The following is a 19,030-nucleotide window of genomic DNA, read 5'->3' as shown; positions in this document are numbered from 1 at the left end:
TATTGCCGAAGGCTTGGGGCGTGAAACGATTAACCAAATCGCCCGTTGCTGCCCAGATCATATGCTGGTTGGTAAGAAATGACTGAATCCAGATCACCTTATGGTGTTTAAGGATATGCCCTTTTCCGGTTCTGTGACTTCTTTCACGTTTGTGAACTTTAGCAATAAAAACCGGCTCTCGGTTGAAATGGTGGGGTGACGCCCTCATTGTAATGGTGTCGGCCGTTTACGGCCTCTTTTTTCGCGCCGTCGCCCCGTGGCGGCCGTGCTTTACCTACCAATAGGAGAACCAGGTGCGCTGGTTACCGCTACTGCTGATATTTCTGCTGGCTTACATAGAAATATCCATCTTTATCAAAGTCGCCGCCGTGCTCGGCGTGGCTGTCACCCTGCTGCTGGTGGTGTTCAGCTCCTGCGTCGGCATTTCGCTGGTGCGCAATCAGGGCATGAAAACCTTCGTGCAGATGCAGCAAAAACTGGCGGCCGGCGAAAGCCCGGCGGCGGAAATGGTGAAAAGCGTTTCGCTGGTGCTGGCGGGCTTCCTGCTGCTGATCCCGGGCTTCTTCACCGACTTCCTCGGCCTGTTGCTGCTGCTGCCGCCGGTGCAAAAATCGTTGACGCTGAAGCTGATGCCACATCTGTCGGTTTATCGCCCCGGCGGTTGGACGGGCGGCGACGCCGCTAACGGCAACACCTTCGACGGCGAATTCCAGCGCAAGGACGACGAACGCCCGGTGCTGGAACACCGCCCGGACGAGGAGCGCAAGCCCCACGATCGTTAAGCAAACGCGGCTCAGGCCGCGTTTTTCATCTCTGCAGCATCCGCACGACCAAAAATGCGAAATTTTTTTCGTTAGCCCCCTTGAAGGGGGCTGGAACGCCCCCATCTCAAATCCCACGAGGCCGGTAATAACAACCATCCGGTGTACAACCCTAAATCTGATAGAGACCTTCTTACAGGAGAGCGTTCAATGAGTATTCGTCCATTGCATGACCGCGTTATCGTCAAGCGCAAAGAAGTTGAATCAAAATCTGCTGGCGGCATCGTCCTGACTGGCTCTGCGGCGGGTAAATCCACTCGTGGTGAAGTGGTTGCAGTGGGTAAAGGGCGTGTGCTGGAAAGCGGCAACATCCAACCGCTGGATGTGAAAGTTGGCGATATCGTGATTTTCAACGACGGCTACGGCGTGAAAGCAGAGAAGATCGACAATGAAGAAGTGTTGATCATGTCCGAAAGCGACATTCTGGCAATTGTTGAAGCGTAATTGCGCTTTATCTTCTGAACTGAACGAGTTGAAGGGAAATACTAATGGCAGCTAAAGACGTAAAATTCGGCAATGACGCTCGCGTGAAAATGCTCCGCGGCGTGAATGTTCTCGCTGATGCAGTAAAAGTGACCCTGGGCCCGAAAGGCCGCAACGTAGTGCTGGATAAATCTTTCGGCGCACCGACCATCACCAAAGACGGCGTTTCCGTTGCGCGTGAAATCGAACTGGAAGACAAGTTCGAGAACATGGGCGCACAGATGGTGAAAGAAGTGGCCTCCAAAGCGAACGACGCGGCGGGCGACGGCACCACCACGGCAACCGTACTGGCGCAATCCATCATCACCGAAGGCCTGAAAGCGGTTGCTGCAGGCATGAACCCGATGGATCTGAAGCGCGGCATCGACAAAGCGGTTGTCGCTGCGGTTGAAGAACTGAAAAAACTGTCCGTACCTTGCTCCGATTCCAAAGCTATTGCTCAGGTAGGCACCATCTCCGCCAACTCCGACGAAACCGTGGGTAAACTGATCGCCGAAGCGATGGAGAAAGTGGGCAAAGAAGGCGTTATCACCGTTGAAGAAGGCACCGGCCTGCAAGACGAGCTGGACGTGGTTGAAGGTATGCAGTTCGACCGCGGTTACCTGTCCCCATACTTCATCAACAAGCCGGAAACCGGTTCTGTTGAGCTGGAAAGCCCGTTCATCCTGCTGGCTGACAAAAAGATCTCCAACATCCGCGAAATGCTGCCGGTGCTGGAAGCCGTTGCCAAAGCAGGCAAACCGCTGCTGATCATCGCTGAAGACGTAGAAGGCGAAGCGCTGGCGACCCTGGTGGTCAACACCATGCGCGGCATCGTGAAAGTGGCTGCCGTTAAGGCGCCTGGCTTCGGCGACCGCCGTAAAGCCATGCTGCAGGACATCGCGACCCTGACTGCCGGTACCGTTATCTCTGAAGAGATCGGTCTGGAGCTGGAAAAAGCCACCCTGGAAGACCTGGGCCAGGCAAAACGCGTTGTGATCAACAAAGACACCACCATCATCATCGATGGCGTGGGCGACGAAGCGACCATCCAGGGCCGCGTTGCTCAAATTCGTCAGCAGATCGAAGAAGCGACCTCTGACTACGATCGTGAAAAACTGCAGGAGCGCGTAGCGAAACTGGCCGGCGGCGTTGCCGTTATCAAGGTTGGCGCAGCCACTGAAGTTGAAATGAAAGAGAAGAAAGCCCGCGTTGAAGACGCCCTGCACGCGACCCGCGCTGCAGTGGAAGAAGGCGTGGTGGCCGGCGGTGGCGTAGCGCTGATCCGCGTTGCAGGCAAAATCGCCGCGCTGAAAGGCGACAACGAAGACCAGAACGTGGGTATCAAAGTTGCGCTGCGCGCAATGGAAGCCCCTCTGCGTCAGATCGTGGTCAACGCCGGTGAAGAAGCTTCCGTTATCGCCAACCAGGTGAAAGCGGGCGAAGGCAGCTACGGCTATAACGCTTACTCTGAAGAATACGGCGACATGATCGCGATGGGTATCCTGGATCCAACCAAAGTGACCCGTTCTGCTCTGCAGTACGCGGCTTCCGTGGCTGGCCTGATGATCACCACCGAATGCATGGTCACCGACCTGCCGAAGGCTGACGCACCGGATCTGGGCGCAGCAGGCGGCATGGGTGGCATGGGCGGCATGGGCGGCATGATGTAATCATCCCCCACACGCTTGTGTGCTGAGAACCCCGGTCAAACGACCGGGGTTTTTTTTAGCTGGTTGCCTGAACGCCAGAGATATACCACGACACTATCCGTATGGGTTGAGTCACTGGTCCGTTTACTGCCGATTAAGCACGTTGCACAACTCACCGGCCTGCACTGGCATACGGTCAAGAATATCGACTACCGGCGTCTGCTGCGGGAACGGACAGAGCCGCAGCGCCATACCCTCCGCCGTCTGGTGATGGATGAGTTCGCCCTGTTCAAAGGACATCGTTATGCCACCGTGGTGATGGATGCGGATACGCAACAGGTGTTGTGGGTGGGCGAAGGCCGCAGCAGAGCGGCCTTCCGCCCCTTCTTCGTCTGGCTGGGCGCTGAAGGCTGTGCCGCTATCCAGTCTGTCGCCATGGATATGAATACGGCGTTAGACCTGGAGGTCAGGCATCACTGCCCGCAGGCGGAAGTGGTCTATGACTTGTTCCATGTGGTGGCAAAGTATGGCCGGGAGGTTATCGACCGGGTCCGCGTCGACCAGGCCAATCAACTCCGATGCCTGCGCGCCGCCGCACTGTATTTGATGATATTTTTGCCGCCCGGGGCAATTTAATTTAGCTGGTAAACTGGTAAGTCATCAGCTGTCGCTCAAGACGTTGGCCCGCTCGCGTGGCAACGGATGCTTAAGAGATGGCATCGCTTTCTGATAAGCTTTTGCGTAATTCTCAACATCGAATGGGGAACAAGATGCGGATTAAAGCCTTACTGGGTCTCTCGGCAGCGATGCTGCTGGCGGGTTGCAGCACCACTCATGAACTGACCGCTGCGGGTCAGCAGATCAAGTTCACCGACAGCAAGCCGGCGGCGGAATGCCAGCTGCTGGGGGAAGTGACCGGCACTCAGAGCAACTGGCTGTCCGGCAACGGCGGTGAAGGCAGCTCCATGCGCGGTGCGGCCAACGATCTGCGCAACAAGGCGGCGGCCATGGGCGGCAACGTGATCTACGGCGCCAACAGCCCGAGCCAGAATCTGCTCTCCAGCTTCGCACCGCTGGACAGCAAAATGGTCGGCCAGGTTTACAAGTGCCCGTAAGGCGCTGAGGCCGCAGCCGCAAAGAGATAAAAAAGAGGAATGCCACGGCATTCCTCTTTTCGTTGGGGGACTTGGCGTGCGTCACTCCTGCATCAGGCGCAGATCGATCGGCGTTTTGCTCGGTTCGCCGCCCACTTCGCGCGTCAGGCGCGGCACCAGATAACCGGACACCTTGCTCAGCAGCGCCTGCATGATGGCGCGCGCTTCATCGTCGCTGACCATGAAGTGCGCCGCGCCCTGCACCTTGTCCAGCACGTGGATGTAGTAAGGCAGGATACCGGCGTCGAACAGCGCGTTGCTGAGCGCCGCCAGCGTGTCGGCATCGTCGTTGACGTCGCGCAGCAGCACGCTCTGGTTGAGCAGCGTGACGCCGGCGAGGCGCAGCTGCGCCATAGCGCTTTGCAGGTCGCGGTCAATTTCGTTGGCGTGGTTGATGTGCGTGACCATCAGCACCTGCAGGCGTGAGGCCGACAGCAGGCGGCACAGCGCCGGCGTGATGCGCGCCGGGATCACCACCGGCAAACGGGTGTGAATGCGCAGGCGTTTCAGGTGCGGGATGGCCTCCAGCTCACCGACCAGCCATTCCAGCTCGCTGTCTTTGGCCATCAGCGGATCGCCGCCGGAAAAAATGATCTCGTCCAGTTCCGGGTGTTGGCGGATATAATCCAGTGCCTGCCGCCAGTTGTTCTTATTGCCCTGATTATCCTGATAGGGGAAGTGGCGGCGGAAACAGTAACGGCAGTTGACTGCACAGCCGCCCTTGACCAGCAGCAGTGCGCGATTGCGGTATTTGTGCAGCAGGCCCGGCACCACGCTACGCTGCTCATCGAGCGGATCGGTGGTGAACCCTGGGGCGTTGATGAACTCCTCTCTGGCGGTCAGCACCTGGCGCAGCAGCGGGTCGTTGGCATCCCCGGGGCGCATGCGCGCAGCGAAGGCGCGCGGCACGCGCAGGGCGAACAGCCGGCGGGCATCGCGCCCCTGCGGCAGTTCCGGGTGCGTATTCAGTGACAAAAGCTGCAGTAATTCATCAGGATCGGTAATAACATCGGCGAGTTGATGCAACCAATCTTCTCTATGTGCCGTACTTTGGGTTATAATGTGTGCCATTTTTTTGGCTAAGCTACCAGTTCAAATATTCAGAGGGCCATCATGGCGACTTATTCTAGCAACGATTTCCGTCCGGGTCTTAAAATCATGTTCGAGGGCGAACCTTACGCCGTCGAAGCCAGTGAGTTCGTTAAGCCGGGCAAAGGCCAGGCGTTTGCACGCGTGAAAATGCGTCGTCTGCTGACCGGCACCCGCGTGGAAAAAACCTTCAAGTCTACCGATTCTTGCGAAGGCGCAGACGTGATGGACACCAACATGAACTACCTGTACAGCGACGGTGAGTTCTACCACTTCATGCACCCTGAGTCTTTCGAACAGCATCAGGTTGACGGCAAAACCGTAGGCGATGCGGCCAAATGGCTGCAGGACAACGCAGAGTGCATCATCACCCTGTGGGATGGCCGTCCAATCGCCGTTCAGCCGCCGAACTTCATCGAAGCGGAAATCACCGATACCGATCCGGGCCTGAAAGGCGATACCGCAGGGACTGGCGGCAAGCCGGCTACCCTGAGCACCGGCGCCGTGGTTAAAGTGCCGTTGTTCGTCCAGATCGGCGAAGTGATCAAAGTTGACACTCGCTCTGGCGAATACGTCTCTCGCGTTAAATAAGTTTCAAAGCAGAGGAACCCTCGCGGTTCCTCTGTTTTATCCTATCCCCGTTCGTTGGCAGAAAACCCGCATGTTCAAGAAAACGTTGTTGGCCGTGCTCTCCCTGTTGTTCCTTTTCTCCCTTAGCAGTTGCAATACGTTTCGCGGTTTCGGCGAAGACGTTCAGCATCTCGGCGGCGCCATCTCCCGCACGGCCGGCTGATCCCACCCTTTAACCCGATGTATTTGCGTCACAAAGCCGGTGGCGATCCCACTCCCTGCGCCAATTTTGACTAAGCTTAGAAAGCCGTACTTTTTCATCAACGACAAATAAGGACTTTCTTATGCTGAAGAAAAGTATTATCGCGATCTTCTCTTTGATGATTTTGACCTCGTTGACCGCCTGTAACACCACCCGCGGTGTGGGTGAGGACATTCAGGCCGGCGGCAAGGCCATTCAGCGCAGCGCGGAATAATCCGTTCTCCACCCGGCGGCGTTCCGCGCGCGGAGGGCCGCCGCATTTCCTCCTCTTGCCTGAGCGTTAACGCTGCTGCTATCCTGCCGCAGTGCGGGTGAGGTTACCCGCCGTTCATCACCCCGCTGAACGGGACGACCCGTTTACGCGTCATTATATCGGGGACGACCCCAGTGGTAGGGAGGCCGTCTCATGGCCTGGATTATTCTGCTTATCGCCGGTTTGCTCGAAGTGGTTTGGGCTATCGGTCTGAAATACACCCACGGTTTTACCCGGCTGACGCCGAGCATCATCACCATCGCCGCGATGGTGGTCAGCATGTTGCTGTTGGCCAACGCCATGAAAACGCTGCCCGCCGGCACCGCCTATGCGGTGTGGACCGGCATCGGCGCGGTGGGCGCGGCCATCATGGGCATGGTGCTGTTGGGCGAGTCGACCAATATCGCGCGTATCATCAGCCTGTGCCTGATCGTGGTCGGCATCCTCGGGCTGAAGTTCAGCAGTCACTGATCGGCGGACTGTTGCACCCAGATCAGCGCATCGGTGGCGAAACCGTAGCCCTTGGCCGTCTGCAATAAGCTGTCGCGTACGCCGGCGTCAAGCGTCGGGGTGCGCGACAGGATCCACAGATAGTCGCGGTTTGGGCCGCACACCAGCGCGTAGCGGTAGTCCGGGTCCAGGGCAATCACGTTATAGCCGCCGTAGAAGGGGCCGAAGAACGACACTTTCAGCGCCGCGACCTGCGGTGAACCGATAAAGTAGGCTTTGCCTTCGCTTTCTTGCCATTGCTGTTTCTGCGGATTGAAGCCGCGATTGATGACTTTCAGCCCGCCGTCGGCGCGTGGGCTGTAGTGGGCGGTCACTTGCTGCAAACCGCGTTCAAAACGATGATCCAGACGCGCGATTTCGTACCAGGTGCCGAGATAACGCTGACTGTCGAAAGGGGTCACGACCTTGATGTCTTTAGGCGGGGAGACGCTGCAGGCGACGGAGAGCAGGGCGGAAAGCATGACGCTAAGCTTTGACCATAAACGCATCGGTGACTCCTGTTTACCGGGGACGAGTAGACAGTGTAGCCGATGAGAAAAGGGCGGCCAACGGGCGTTGGCCGCCTGAGCGGTTTACAGGGTGACGACGCCGATAACGGTGACCACGCTGAGGATCGCCGCCAGACCGTAGAACACCCATTTGCCGGCCGGTACGTGGATCTTCAGATCGTGCATCGCATGGTGGATGCGGTGCAGGCCGCACCACAGCGGCAGAATGATCATCAGCAGCAGGAACAGGCGGCCGATCAGGCTCTGGCAGAATGCCAGCACGCGTTCGTAACCCAGTGCTTCACCGGGGAACAGCCCCAATGGCAGCAGAATGCCGACCAGCAGCACGATGGCCGGTGCAACGATCGCGCCCCACATGCCGCCGGCGCCGAACAATCCCCAGAAAACCGGCTCGTCGGAGCGTTTAGGTGCTTGATTTATCATGTTTCCTCCGGATTAGATCAGGGCCACGGCCAGGATGACCACGCTGACGACGACCGTGACGGCCCACAGCCCTTTCACGATGGGGCCCGGCCCCATTTTCTCGCTGTTGACCACGATATTGGCGGCCTTCGGCGCCAGATCGAACCAGGTTTTGGTGTGCAGCGCCGCCGCCAGCAGGGCGACGACGTTGATCAACAGCACCAGCGGGTTCTGCAAGAAGCCGACGAAGCCGGCCCAGCTCTCGGCGCCGCCCTTCAGCGCGAACACGCCGTAGAGCAGCACGATGCTGAACCAGACCGCCAGCACCGAGGTGCCTTCACGCAGCATGTAGAAACGGTAGAAGCCGAGCTTTTGCCACCAGGTGGGCGTCATGGTGCGCACATAGGGCTTACGTTGAGTTGTCATGGCAATTTTTCTCCCTTATTGCGGCTTCAGCATGGCGATCATGAAGTCTTTGGCGCTCTCCACCTTGCCCTGCTGGATGGCGGCGGCGGGATCGACGTGTTTCGGACAGACTTCGGAGCAATAGCCGACGAAGGTGCAGCTCCAGACGCCGTTTTGGCCGTTAAGCTGCGGCATGCGCTGTTTCTTGCCGTGGTCGCGGTTGTCCAGGTTGTAGCGGTGCGCCAGCGTGATCGCCGCCGGGCCGATAAACTCGGGATTAAGGCCGAACTGCGGGCACGCGGCGTAGCACAGGCCGCAGTTGATGCAGCCGGAGAACTGGTGATACTTGGCCATCTGCGCCGGGGTCTGCACGTTCGGGCCGTCTTCCGGTTTGCGATCGTTGCCGATGATGTAAGGCTTGATCGCCTCCAGGCTTTCGATGAAGTGGGTCATGTCGACCACCAGATCGCGCTCGATCGGGAAGTTGCCCAGCGCTTCGACCTTCATGCCGCCGACGTAATCGCGCAGGAAGGTTTTGCACGCCAGCTTCGGCACGCGGTTGACCATCATGCCGCAGGAGCCGCAGATCGCCATGCGGCAGGACCAGCGGTAGGAGAGATCCGGCGCCAGGTTGTCCTTGATGTAGCCCAGCGCGTCGAGCAGCGAGGTCTGTTCGTCGTAAGGCACGGCGTAGGTGACGAAATGCGGCTCGGCGTCGCTTTCCGGGTTATAGCGCATGACTTCGATCTTCAGGGTTTGCATCTCAGCCATTTGCCTGCTCCTTATTCTTTTTCTCCTGCGCTTCGGCTTCTGCGCCGTAGACGCGTTTGGCCGGCGGCAGCTTGGTGATTTTCACGTCGCTGTATTCGAGGCGTGGCGCACCCTGCGGGTTATGGAACGCCAGCGTATGCTTGAGGAAGTTGACATCGTCACGCTCGGTGCAGCCTTCGTCCAGGCGCTGGTGAGCGCCGCGCGACTCTTTGCGGTTAAACGCGGAGTGCGCCATGCATTCAGCGACGTCCAGGCCGTAACCCAGCTCGATGGTGTACAGCAGATCGGTATTGAACACGCTGGAGTTGTCGGTGATGTTGACGCGCTTGAAGCGCTCTTTCAGCTCCGCCAGCTTATCGATGGTTTTTTGCATCAGCTCCGGCGTGCGGTAGATGCCGCAGCCTTCTTCCATCGACAGCCCCATTTCGTCGCGGATCTTCGCCCAGTTTTCGTTGCCTTCCTGCTTCATCAGGTTACTCAGGCGGGTTTCGACGTCGCGGGTTTGCGCATCCAGCGCGCTGCCGTTGGCCGGCGCGGTTTCCAGCGCGCGGCGGGCCGCTTGCTCACCGGCGACGCGGCCGAACACCACCAGTTCTGCCAGCGAGTTGGAGCCGAGACGGTTGGCGCCGTGCAGGCCGACGGAGGAGCATTCGCCGACCGCGAACAGCCCCTTGATGCGGGTTTCGCAGTTCTGGTCGGTTTCAATGCCGCCCATGGTGTAGTGTGCGGTAGGGCGCACCGGGATCGGATCTTTCACCGGGTCGACGCCGACGTAGGCCTTGGCCAGTTCGCAGATGAACGGCAGCCGCTCCAGCAGCTTTTTCTCGCCCAGGTGGCGCAGATCGAGATAGACCACGTCGCCGCGCGGGGTGGCGATAGTGCGGCCGGCGCGCCATTCGTGCCAGAAGGCCTGGGACACTTTGTCGCGCGGGCCCAGCTCCATGTATTTGTTCTTCGGCTCGCCCAGTGGGGTTTCCGGGCCCATGCCGTAATCTTGCAGGTAACGGTAGCCGTCCTTGTTCACCAGGATGCCGCCTTCGCCGCGGCAGCCCTCGGTCATCAGGATGCCGGAACCGGGCAGGCCGGTCGGGTGATACTGCACGAACTCCATGTCGCGCAGCGGCACGCCGTGGTGGAACGCCATGCCCATGCCGTCGCCGGTAACGATGCCGCCGTTGGTGTTGTAGCGGTAGACACGCCCGGCGCCGCCGGTGGCCATCACCACCGCGTTGGCGCGGATCTGCACGCGGGTGCCTTCCATCATGTTGAGCGCCACCAGGCCGCGCGCCTGGCCGTCATCCACCAGGATATCCAGCACGAAGTGCTCGTCGAAGCGTTGGATCTGCGGGTATTTCAGCGAGGTCTGGAACAGGGTGTGCAGCATGTGGAAGCCGGTCTTGTCGGCGGCGAACCAGGTGCGTTCGATCTTCATGCCGCCGAAGCGCCGCACGTTGACCGAACCGTCCGGTTTGCGGCTCCACGGGCAGCCCCACTGCTCGAGCTGGGTCATCTCGCGCGGGCACTGATGCACGAAGTGATCGACCACGTCCTGTTCGCACAGCCAGTCGCCGCCGGCGACGGTGTCGTGGAAGTGGTAGTCGAAGGTATCGTGATCCTGAGTGACGGCGGCGGAGCCCCCCTCGGCGGCGACCGTGTGGCTGCGCATCGGGTAGACCTTAGAGATCAGCGCGATTTTCAGTTGGGGATTGGCTTCCGCTGCGGCTATTGCTGCACGTAAACCAGCGCCCCCGGCCCCAATAATGGCAAGATCGGCGTTAAAGGTTTGCACTGCATTCCTCCAATGTTCTTATTAAGAACGGCAAGTTAAATATCTATGCTTAAAATTTAGCGAACTCTTCGGGTGCTAACTAATTGAACCGATTAATGTTGCTTAAAGGTTAAGGATAGATATCTCCCACCAATAATGGGGAATTCACTATACCTAAAGTTAAGTAGTCGAAATTTGATGTGATCGATTGTTTTGTCGATTAACGCTCGACCAACAGGCTTGCCTGTCTTTTCGCGTGTTCGGCGTGCTTTACCCTTTTTAACGCGCTTTTGCCGCCTATTTATCGGAAATTGGCGTTATGGCCGGTTGTGTATCGTGAAGAATTTGTTTGGCTGCAAGGATGCGAGTAGACTGCATCCCCTGTTTGATTTCGGAGTTAATTACCATGAGCGAAACGGCAAGCTGGCAGCCTAGTGCACCCATCGCCAATTTGTTGAAACGCGCAGCGATTCTGGCTGAGATCCGGCGTTTCTTCGCCGATCGTGGCGTGCTGGAAGTTGAGACGCCCACCATGAGCCAGGCGACGGTCACCGACGTTCACCTGTTCCCGTTCGAGACGCGTTTCGTCGGGCCGGGGGCGGCAGAGGGCCTGACGCTATACATGATGACCAGCCCGGAATATCACATGAAGCGCCTGCTGGCGGCGGGCAGCGGCCCGATCTACCAAATGGGGCGTAGCTTCCGCAATGAAGAAGCCGGGCGACATCACAACCCGGAATTCACCATGCTGGAGTGGTACCGTCCGCACTACGACATGTACCGCCTGATGAACGAAGTGGACGATCTGCTGCAACAGGTGCTGGACTGCGAGAGCGCGGAGACCCTGTCTTATCAGCAGGCCTTCCTGCGCCATTTGGACATCGATCCGCTGTCGGCGGAGAAGGCGCAGCTGCGCGAAGCGGCGGCCAAACTCGACTTGAGCAACATCGCCGATACCGAAGAAGATCGTGATACGCTGCTGCAGCTGCTGTTCACCGTGGGCGTGGAGCCGCATATCGGCCGTGAAAAGCCGGCGTTCGTTTACCACTTCCCGGCCAGCCAGGCGGCGTTGGCGGAGATCAGCACCGAGGACCACCGCGTGGCGGAGCGTTTTGAGGTGTACTTCAAGGGCATCGAGCTGGCGAACGGTTTCCGCGAGCTGACCGACGGCCGTGAACAGCAGCAGCGCTTCGAGCAGGACAACCGTAAGCGCGCGGAGCGCGGCCTGCCGCAGCAGCCGATCGACTATAACCTGCTGGCGGCGTTGCAGCACGGCATGCCGGAGTGTTCCGGCGTGGCGCTGGGCGTGGATCGCCTGGTGATGCTGGCGCTGGGCGCCGAGAGCCTGAGCGACGTGTTGGCCTTCCCGGTCGGGATCGCCTGACGTTTCAGGCGGTAAGAAAAGCAAAAAGGGCCGGCATTTGCCGGCCCTTTTTTTATCGCGAGAACCGCTTACAGGCCCCCGGCGTCGCGCTTGGTGTTCGGCGCCGGCGTAGACGGCGGCGTACGGCCGTTGTTGGTCAGCCGCGACAGCGTCTCGGTGCGCACCTGGAACGGCGGGTACGGCAGCGTGATGCCGTGCTCGCGGTAGCCCGCCAGAATCAACTGGTGGATCTCGTGGCGCAGCGGCATGCGGTGGCCCATCTCGGCGGCGTAAATACGCATCTCGAAGATCTGGATACCTTGCTGCAGATCGACCAGGTAAACCTCCGGCGCCGGGTTATCCAGCACCAGCGAGCAGCGTTCGGCGGCGTTCATCAGGATCTTGGTCACCTCTTCGCTGTTGGCTTCGCCCGGTGCCGGCACGGTCAGCACCACACGGGTCAGGTTATCCGACAGCGACCAGTTGACGAACTGTTCGGTGATGAAGGCTTTGTTCGGCACGATGATCTCTTTGCGGTCCCAATCCGAAATGGTGGTGGCGCGGGTGTTGATCTTGGTGACGGTGCCGGTCAGGTTGCGGATCGTCACGGTGTCGCCGATGCGGATCGGTTTCTCGAACAGGATGATCAGGCCGGAGATGAAGTTGGAGAAGATCTCCTGCATGCCGAAGCCCAACCCCAGGCTGAGTGCGGTAACCACCCACTGCAGTTTCGACCATTCGATGCCGATCCAGGCGAAGCTGAGCACCGCGCCGAACAGCAGCAGCAGATACTTGGTGATGGTGGTGATGGCGTAGCCGGTGCCCGGCGTCAGATCCAGGTGCTGCAGCACCGCCAGCTCCAGCAGCGCAGGCAGGTTGCGCACCAGCTGCATGGTGATGATCAACACCAGAATGGCAATCAGTACCGCGCCGAGGGTGATCGGATGGGCGGTTTCCACGCCGTTGACCGTCGAGGTCACGTCCCACAGCGAGATGTTTTCCAGGAAGGCGAACGCGGAGTGGATCTCCGACCACAGCACGATCACCGACACCAGTGCGATCAGCGTCAGGATCGAACGCACCAGCCGCAGCGACTGGGCGCTGATGGTGTCCAGATCGAATTCCGAATCGTCCGGATCGATGGATCCTTCGGTGCTGTTCGGGGTGTGCGAAGTTTCGTCTTCGCCGCGGGCGCGCTGGGCCAGGATGTCGGCACGGCGCTGTTTGGCGCGATCGAAGGCGATGCGCCGCCGCTGGATCAGCATCCAACGGCGGATGATGTGATAGACAACCAGCAGCAGGAACCAGATCGCCACCGAGGTTTCCAGGCGCGCCAACAGCGCCTGCGCGGTGGTGAGGTAACCGACGGTCGAGGCCAACGCCGCCAGCAGCGGCGCCGACAGTAGCAGCCCCCAGAAGGCGCTGTTGAGCATGTTGTCGCCGGAGCCGTTTTTATCCAGATACAGCGGGATGCCGGCGCGCTTCAGACTGTGGGTGACCAGCGCCAGCGCCAGACACAGCAGGATGAAGCACAGCCGCCCCAGGGTGTTGGCGAACTCGCGCTCTTTCAGGCTATCGAAGGTGATCAGCGCCATGATCAGCGGCACGATCAGCCAGATCGACATCTTGTAGTAGCGCATGGCGCGCGAAACCTGCTTCGCCGGCCAGCGGAAGTGCACGATGAACAACCCTTGCGGATGGGCGAAAGCGGCGCAGATCATGCAGATCCACAGGATCGGCAGCGTGGCGGTCACCCCTTTGCCGATCGCCTCCGCCACCGGGTAGTTCCAGGCGCTCTGCAGGCCGTAGCCGAGCGCGGCCCACAGCACCGGCAGCGGCATCGCCACCAGAATCGACCAGAAAACGGTGCGCACCGTCAGGAAGAATTCGTCCTGCGTCACCTTGCCGACGCGGCTGCTGGCGCGCTCGAGGAAGGCGTGATAGTGCTTGCGCGAACTGATGCTGAAAATCACCAGCAGCAGGGCGCCGAAGATCGGGATCAACGTTTCGCGGCTGGTCACCATCATCATGAAAGCACCGCCGAGCTGCGACAGCGTGTCCAGCGACAGGACGCGCGTCAGATCGTGCGCCACGTTGAGCGGGTAAGAGAAGTTGATCGGATTGACGTCCGGCACCCAGAACAGATAGCGGTGGGTGGCATCGCGAATTTCGTTCAACGCTTCGATCAGCTGGGTGTTGGCCACCTTCAGCTTGGTCAGCTCGAGGATTTGGGTGTCGCAACCGGACAGCAGCGAGTTCAGCAGCTCGCGCTGGGTGCGAAGCTGGGCATCGACGATGCGCTGCTCCTGGTTGGTCAGCGCGCTGCCGTCGTCGCGTTTGAATTCGCGCTGCGACAGTTTTTCCAGCTGGTTTTCAAACTGCAGGCGCTGCACGCGCAGCTGGGCCATGTCGCCGTCCAGCTGTTGCGGCTTGGGCATCTCCGGCAGCGTCGCCACCTGGGCGCGCAGGGTTTCCCCCAGCGCCGACGACGAGCCGAGCCACTGGGCCTGTTCGATGATGGTGCTCAGCGCCTGGCGCACCTGCAGCGTCTGCGCCGCCGCCTGCCGCTGCTGCGACGAAATCAGATCCATGCGCTGCGCCTGGCTGTTCAGCGCGGCGGACAATTCGCGGTTGATCTGCAGCTGTTGGCTGATGCTTTTTGGCAAGTCGCCGTTCTGCTCGGCCAACTGCTCGGTTTTTTCCAGCGCCAGTTCCGCTTCGCGTTGGCGCTGGGCGTTGAGGTTGTTGCGCAGCGCCTGCAGCTGAACGTCTATTTTCTCGTGGCGCTTTTTATAGACCTCTGCGCGCATGCGCGCCAGCTCCTGACGGTTGTTGGCCGACAGCTGCGCCAGCTCCAGCTCGTCCACTTTGGCTTTGCGCGCCGCGGCTTCGGTCTGCAGCAGGGCCAGGGCGGCCTGCGCGTACGGGGTGGTCGGGTTGGCGGGCTGCGCCTGCAGACGGCGCTGCACTTCGGTCAGCGCGCGGCGGGCATCGGTCTGCTGCTGCGGCAGCTGGCCAAGCGAATCGCTGATTTCCCGCGTGCGATCCTGCTCTTGCTGCAGCAGGCGCGCCTGTTCCAGCAGCAGACTGCTGGTTTGCAGGATCTGCTGTTCCAGCTCGGCGGCCGGCAGATCGTCGCCGTTCGGCAGGATCTTGTTGCTTTCCAGCACCAACTGACGGCGCAGCTCCTGCGTCATCTTAGGGAAATCGTCGATCACCTTCTGATATTGTTCGGAGCGAGTCTGCGACTCTTTACGCTCCGTCAGCCAGTTGAGGGCGCTTTGCAGCGCCTCGGTGGTCTCCGCCTGATTCGGCGCGTTTTTGCTGCTTTCCGCCTGCTTCAGCTCCTGTTTGAGCTGGTTCTCGGTCGGCACGGGGGCGGCCAGCGCCGGTTGCCACACCAGGCAACCGAGCAAAAGCGTGATGAAAAGGCGCACGGCGTCGATTCCTTTAGAGCGGGGTCTGTGGTGTTTCAGCGGCGGCCGGGATTTCGGCGAAGGCCTCACCCATACGGGTGACGGTGCCGTTATGCAGCTGCGGCGCGAACTGCACGCTGCCTGCGGTAAACAGGTTGATCACCGTGGAGCCGAGTTTGAAGCGGCCCATCTCGGCGCCTTTTTCCAGCGCGATGGCGCCTTCTTCACCGGCGGCCGGGTAGGTCCAGCGTTTGATGATGCCTTCGCGCGGCGGCGTGACGGTGCCGGCCCAGACGGTCTCGATGCTGCCGACGATGGTGGCGCCGACCAGGATTTGCACCATCGGCCCGATGTCGGTGTCGAACACGCAGATCACGCGCTCGTTGCGCGCGAACAGGTTAGGCACGTTGGCGGCGGTGAGCGGGTTGACCGAGAACAGATCGCCCGGCACATAGATCATCTCGCGCAGCACGCCGGCGCACGGCATGTGCACGCGGTGGTAGTCGCGCGGCGCCAGATAGGTGGTGGCGAACAGGCCGTTGCGGAATGGCTCGGCCAGCAGGTAGTTGCCGGCCAGCAGCGCTTCCAGGCTGTAGTAGTGGCCTTTGGCCTGGAAGATTTGATCGTCGCGGATCGGGCCGAGCTGGCTGATGGCGCCATCGGCAGGCAGCGCCAGCCAGTTGGCGTCGGCGACGATCGGGCGCGCGCCGTCGCGCAGCGGGCGCACGAAGAAATCGTTGAAGGTGGCGTAAGACGCCAGGTCCGGATTTTGCGCTTCCTGCATGTCTACGCGGTAAAAGCGGGCAAAGGCCTTGACCACCAGCTGGGTCAGCCAGCCGGCCCGTTTGTCGGCGCCCCAGCCCGCCAGGCGGGTCAGCGCCAGCTTCGGCAACCAATATTGCAATTTAATCTTGATGCTATCCAGCACGTTAACCTCGTGAATCAGGGTAAAGGGCGCGCATTGTAACGAGGGTTCCGCCGTCGTCAATGCCCGCCCATCAGTGTCAGTCTGCGGCGTCCGTGAAGTTCTTGCGAACCTTCACCTGCGCCATGCTTTCCAGAATGCGGTGATAGTTGTCGAAACGTTCTTCCGCGATATCGCCTTTCTCCATCGCCGCGCGGATGGCGCAGCCGGGATCGGTATCGTGGCGGCAGTCGCGGAATTTGCAACCGCCTAAATAATCACGGAATTCGACAAATCCGCGGGTAATTTGTTCCGGCTCCAGATGCCACAGGCCAAACTCGCGCACCCCCGGGGAGTCGATCACGTCGCCGCCGTGTTGGAAATGGTACAGCCGTGCGGCGGTGGTGGTATGTTGCCCGAGGCCCGAGACGTCGGAAACCTGATTTACCAGAATTTGCTCATCAGACGGCGGCAGCAGCGCGTTAAGCAGGCTGGACTTGCCGACCCCCGACTGGCCGGCGAAGATGCTGATGCGCCCGGCCAGCGCCTGTTCGAACTCCGCCATGCCTTCCCGCGTCTGGCTGGAAACTTCCAGCACCCGGTAGCCAATCTTGCGATAGATATCCATCATGCCGTCGACCAGCTTGCGCGCTTCGGCGTCCAGCAGGTCAATTTTGTTGAGCACGATCAGCGGTTCGACTTCGAGCGTTTCGCAGGCCACCAGATAACGATCGATGATGTTCAGCGACAGCTCGGGCAGGATCGCCGACACGATGACGATCTGATTGATATTGGCGGCGATTGGCTTCACGCCGTCGTAGAAGTCCGGGCGCGTCAGCACCGAGGTGCGTTCATGCACCGCTTCCACGATGCCCTTCACCCCTTCATGGGTGCCCAGGCCGGGGCGCCACACCACGCGATCGCCGGTGACCAGCGATCGCAGCGTGCGGCGGATGTTGCAGCGGTGCTGAGTGCCATCCGGCGCCTCAACGTCGGCGTGCATGCCGAAACGGCTGATGACGACGCCTTCCTGCGGCTCGCCCAGTTGGGAATCATCCGGTTCCGGTTTGTTATCAGTGCGCTTCAGGCGACGCTGATGGTTCGCCTGCACGCGGCGTTGCTGGCCTTTGGACAGTTTGTTCTTACTCACTGCGCCTCACTTGACTCGGTTTTATACCTTTACACGTACGGCGGCGGTAGGGGATTTCCCCGGCCGCAGCCTTGAACCCATCGGGGTATATGTCGCCCAGGGCGACCAAAAAGACTATGATACACGCTATTTTATATTAAATAACCGTTGTTAGCCGCCGGCTGCGGCGCGTCGCCACCGGCGGCGCCCGCCGTCTCGTCCGCACAGCGTTTTTCTCTCGGCTTTTAGGCAGGAAACATCATGACAGGAAACGAAAATAACCTGATTTGGATCGATTTGGAGATGACCGGGTTGGATCCCGAGCGTGACCGCATTATCGAAATCGCCACGCTGGTCACCGACGCCAACCTGAACATCCTGGCGGAAGGGCCGGTGATCGCCGTGCACCAATCCGACGAGCAGCTGGCCTTGATGGACGAGTGGAATGTGCGCACCCATACCGGTAGCGGGCTGGTGGAGCGGGTGAAAGCCAGCCGCCAGGACGATCGCGCCGCCGAGCTGGAAACGATAGCCTTCCTGCAGCAGTGGGTGCCGGCCGGCAAATCGCCGATCTGCGGCAACAGCGTGGGCCAGGACCGCCGTTTCCTGTTTCGCTACATGCCGGAGCTGGAGGCTTACTTCCATTACCGCTATCTGGACGTCAGCACCTTGAAGGAACTGGCGCGCCGTTGGAAGCCGGAAATTCTCGCCGGCTTTAAGAAGCAGGGCACCCATCAGGCGCTGGACGACATCCGCGAATCGGTGGCCGAACTGGCTTATTACCGCGAACATTTCATTCAGCTTTAAGGCGATGGCGGCCCCTCTGGGGAAAAAACGCCGTTTTTAGCCGCTTAATTCGCCAATCTGGCGTTTTAATCGGCAATCAAACAAAAAACGCGTTTTTTTGCTTTCAGGGGCTTGCGGCAAAAAGGATTTCTCGTATAATGCGCACCCCGTACCGATGAAGAATTTCGTAATGTTCCACCATCGATACGCCGGGCGGGAATAGCTCAGTTGGTAGAGCACGACCTTGCCAAGGTCGGGGTCGCGAGTTCGAGTCTCGTTTCCCGCTCCAAATTCAACAATGTCGCGATGCGGCATGATGAATAAATAAAGCAGTATCAAGCAGTACCTATGCGACGCGGGAATAGCTCAGTTGGTAGAGCGCAACCTTGCCAAGGTTGAGGTCGCGAGTTCGAGCCTCGTTTCCCGCTCCAAAAATTCAAAGGTCACGCCAGTGTTTGGTGACCGGATGCCAAAAGCATCTCAATGCGGGAATAGCTCAGTTGGTAGAGCACGACCTTGCCAAGGTCGGGGTCGCGAGTTCGAGTCTCGTTTCCCGCTCCAATTTTCTCTTCGTTTCAAACTCAAATCCAACGCCTTATTCGGCGGGGATTTTTGTCCCGTTTTACACGCCTGGTAAAAATGTTGTAAACAGAGTTATCCACAGCCTCTGTACATAAACCCGCCTGCCTGAAAAATCAACGTCATACAAATTAAATATTTATTTATTTGATTTATAAGCTTATTTATTTATCCCAAAACGTTATACCGATCACTTGCTCTTTTTGTTGCAGTTGAAAGACAACG

19 protein-coding genes, 3 tRNA genes and 1 pseudogene are annotated in these 19,030 nt (G+C 59.6%); 14 read left to right on the top strand and 9 right to left on the bottom strand.

Annotated elements, in window-relative coordinates; translation table 11 throughout:
- Nucleotides 1-293: 293 nt before the first annotated feature.
- The 5 genes and pseudogenes from GF111_RS11280 to GF111_RS11260 all read left to right on the top strand — a co-directional run bounded on the left by GF111_RS11280 (nucleotide 294) and on the right by GF111_RS11260 (nucleotide 4,050).
- Complete coding sequence (locus tag GF111_RS11280; RefSeq protein ID WP_019453406.1) at nucleotides 294-782, top strand: FxsA family protein; 489 nt, start codon at nucleotides 294-296, stop codon at nucleotides 780-782.
- A 189-nt stretch (nucleotides 783-971) separates the two neighbouring features.
- Entirely contained in the window at nucleotides 972-1,265 is a 294-nt protein-coding gene (locus GF111_RS11275) for a co-chaperone GroES (protein ID WP_004952634.1), read from the top strand.
- A gap of 44 nt (nucleotides 1,266-1,309) precedes the next feature.
- Complete coding sequence (groL, locus tag GF111_RS11270) at nucleotides 1,310-2,956, top strand: chaperonin GroEL (protein WP_004929662.1); 1,647 nt, start codon at nucleotides 1,310-1,312, stop codon at nucleotides 2,954-2,956.
- Nucleotides 2,957-3,016: 60 nt separating this feature from the next.
- Nucleotides 3,017-3,514: pseudogene (locus GF111_RS11265) on the top strand (transposase); the annotation flags it as partial.
- 191 nt (nucleotides 3,515-3,705) lie between these two features.
- Nucleotides 3,706-4,050 carry a DUF4156 domain-containing protein gene (locus tag GF111_RS11260; protein ID WP_025305007.1) on the top strand — a complete coding sequence of 115 codons (345 nt, stop codon included), beginning with the start codon at nucleotides 3,706-3,708 and terminating at the stop codon, nucleotides 4,048-4,050.
- An 81-nt stretch (nucleotides 4,051-4,131) separates the two neighbouring features.
- Here GF111_RS11260 and epmB read toward each other — a convergent pair whose 3' ends face one another.
- On the bottom strand, nucleotides 4,132-5,160 hold the full coding sequence (gene epmB, locus GF111_RS11255; RefSeq protein ID WP_033636765.1) for an EF-P beta-lysylation protein EpmB: 1,029 nt from the start codon (nucleotides 5,158-5,160) through the stop codon (nucleotides 4,132-4,134).
- Nucleotides 5,161-5,202: 42 nt separating this feature from the next.
- On the opposite strand from epmB, the gene efp reads away from it, so the two are divergent.
- From efp to sugE, 4 genes are all read left to right on the top strand, one after another.
- A complete protein-coding gene (gene efp / locus GF111_RS11250) occupies nucleotides 5,203-5,769 on the top strand; it encodes an elongation factor P (protein ID WP_004929666.1) in 567 nt (188 codons plus the stop codon).
- A 70-nt stretch (nucleotides 5,770-5,839) separates the two neighbouring features.
- A complete protein-coding gene (locus tag GF111_RS11245) occupies nucleotides 5,840-5,971 on the top strand; it encodes an entericidin A/B family lipoprotein (protein WP_038879245.1) in 132 nt (43 codons plus the stop codon).
- Nucleotides 5,972-6,092: 121 nt separating this feature from the next.
- Entirely contained in the window at nucleotides 6,093-6,224 is a 132-nt protein-coding gene (locus tag GF111_RS11240; RefSeq protein WP_033636766.1) for an entericidin A/B family lipoprotein, read from the top strand.
- Nucleotides 6,225-6,416: 192 nt separating this feature from the next.
- Nucleotides 6,417-6,734, top strand: coding sequence for a quaternary ammonium compound efflux SMR transporter SugE (sugE, locus tag GF111_RS11235; RefSeq protein WP_004929669.1), 318 nt, complete (start codon nucleotides 6,417-6,419; stop codon nucleotides 6,732-6,734).
- On the opposite strand, the gene blc is transcribed toward sugE, so the two are convergent.
- The 5 genes from blc to frdA form a co-directional block, all read right to left on the bottom strand.
- The gene (blc, locus tag GF111_RS11230) at nucleotides 6,728-7,261 is read right to left on the bottom strand and encodes an outer membrane lipoprotein Blc (protein ID WP_038879243.1); all 534 of its coding nucleotides are present in this window, start codon (nucleotides 7,259-7,261) and stop codon (nucleotides 6,728-6,730) included. The two genes, sugE and blc, sit on opposite strands and share 7 nt — an antisense overlap.
- A gap of 84 nt (nucleotides 7,262-7,345) precedes the next feature.
- Nucleotides 7,346-7,705: a fumarate reductase subunit FrdD gene (gene frdD, locus GF111_RS11225; RefSeq protein WP_004929672.1), complete on the bottom strand. Its 360-nt coding sequence runs from the start codon at nucleotides 7,703-7,705 to the stop codon at nucleotides 7,346-7,348.
- A gap of 12 nt (nucleotides 7,706-7,717) precedes the next feature.
- Nucleotides 7,718-8,110, bottom strand: coding sequence for a fumarate reductase subunit FrdC (gene frdC / locus GF111_RS11220; protein WP_038879241.1), 393 nt, complete (start codon nucleotides 8,108-8,110; stop codon nucleotides 7,718-7,720).
- A 15-nt stretch (nucleotides 8,111-8,125) separates the two neighbouring features.
- Nucleotides 8,126-8,860, bottom strand: coding sequence for a succinate dehydrogenase/fumarate reductase iron-sulfur subunit (locus tag GF111_RS11215; RefSeq protein ID WP_033648713.1), 735 nt, complete (start codon nucleotides 8,858-8,860; stop codon nucleotides 8,126-8,128).
- On the bottom strand, nucleotides 8,853-10,649 hold the full coding sequence (gene frdA, locus GF111_RS11210) for a fumarate reductase (quinol) flavoprotein subunit (RefSeq protein WP_038879239.1): 1,797 nt from the start codon (nucleotides 10,647-10,649) through the stop codon (nucleotides 8,853-8,855). Before frdA ends, GF111_RS11215 begins: the two co-directional genes overlap by 8 nt.
- A gap of 385 nt (nucleotides 10,650-11,034) precedes the next feature.
- Between frdA and epmA the strand changes: the two genes are divergently transcribed.
- Nucleotides 11,035-12,012 (top strand): elongation factor P--(R)-beta-lysine ligase, encoded by a 978-nt coding sequence (epmA, locus tag GF111_RS11205; RefSeq protein WP_004929681.1) that lies wholly within the window; start codon nucleotides 11,035-11,037, stop codon nucleotides 12,010-12,012.
- Between the two features lie 68 nt (nucleotides 12,013-12,080).
- On the opposite strand, the gene mscM is transcribed toward epmA, so the two are convergent.
- The 3 genes from mscM to rsgA all read right to left on the bottom strand — a co-directional run bounded on the left by mscM (nucleotide 12,081) and on the right by rsgA (nucleotide 17,461).
- Nucleotides 12,081-15,428 carry a miniconductance mechanosensitive channel MscM gene (mscM, locus tag GF111_RS11200; RefSeq protein WP_038879233.1) on the bottom strand — a complete coding sequence of 1,116 codons (3,348 nt, stop codon included), beginning with the start codon at nucleotides 15,426-15,428 and terminating at the stop codon, nucleotides 12,081-12,083.
- Between the two features lie 13 nt (nucleotides 15,429-15,441).
- Nucleotides 15,442-16,335 (bottom strand): archaetidylserine decarboxylase, encoded by an 894-nt coding sequence (gene asd, locus GF111_RS11195; protein WP_038879230.1) that lies wholly within the window; start codon nucleotides 16,333-16,335, stop codon nucleotides 15,442-15,444.
- 76 nt (nucleotides 16,336-16,411) lie between these two features.
- Nucleotides 16,412-17,461 carry a small ribosomal subunit biogenesis GTPase RsgA gene (gene rsgA, locus GF111_RS11190; RefSeq protein ID WP_038879228.1) on the bottom strand — a complete coding sequence of 350 codons (1,050 nt, stop codon included), beginning with the start codon at nucleotides 17,459-17,461 and terminating at the stop codon, nucleotides 16,412-16,414.
- A gap of 240 nt (nucleotides 17,462-17,701) precedes the next feature.
- Between rsgA and orn the strand changes: the two genes are divergently transcribed.
- From orn to GF111_RS11170, 4 genes are all read left to right on the top strand, one after another.
- Nucleotides 17,702-18,247, top strand: a complete 546-nt coding sequence (orn, locus tag GF111_RS11185) for an oligoribonuclease (RefSeq protein ID WP_033636776.1) — start codon at nucleotides 17,702-17,704, stop codon at nucleotides 18,245-18,247.
- A gap of 192 nt (nucleotides 18,248-18,439) precedes the next feature.
- Nucleotides 18,440-18,515: transfer RNA gene (locus GF111_RS11180), tRNA-Gly, on the top strand.
- Between the two features lie 66 nt (nucleotides 18,516-18,581).
- Nucleotides 18,582-18,657 (top strand) — tRNA-Gly (locus GF111_RS11175).
- Between the two features lie 54 nt (nucleotides 18,658-18,711).
- Nucleotides 18,712-18,787, top strand: a tRNA-Gly gene (locus tag GF111_RS11170).
- Nucleotides 18,788-19,030 lie beyond the last annotated feature (243 nt).

The organism is Serratia sp. HRI, from assembly GCF_010119335.3.
GTDB lineage: Bacteria > Pseudomonadota > Gammaproteobacteria > Enterobacterales > Enterobacteriaceae > Serratia > Serratia nevei.
The sequence above is the reverse complement of the archived record's forward strand: the minus strand, read 5'-3'. Positions and strand labels throughout refer to the sequence as shown.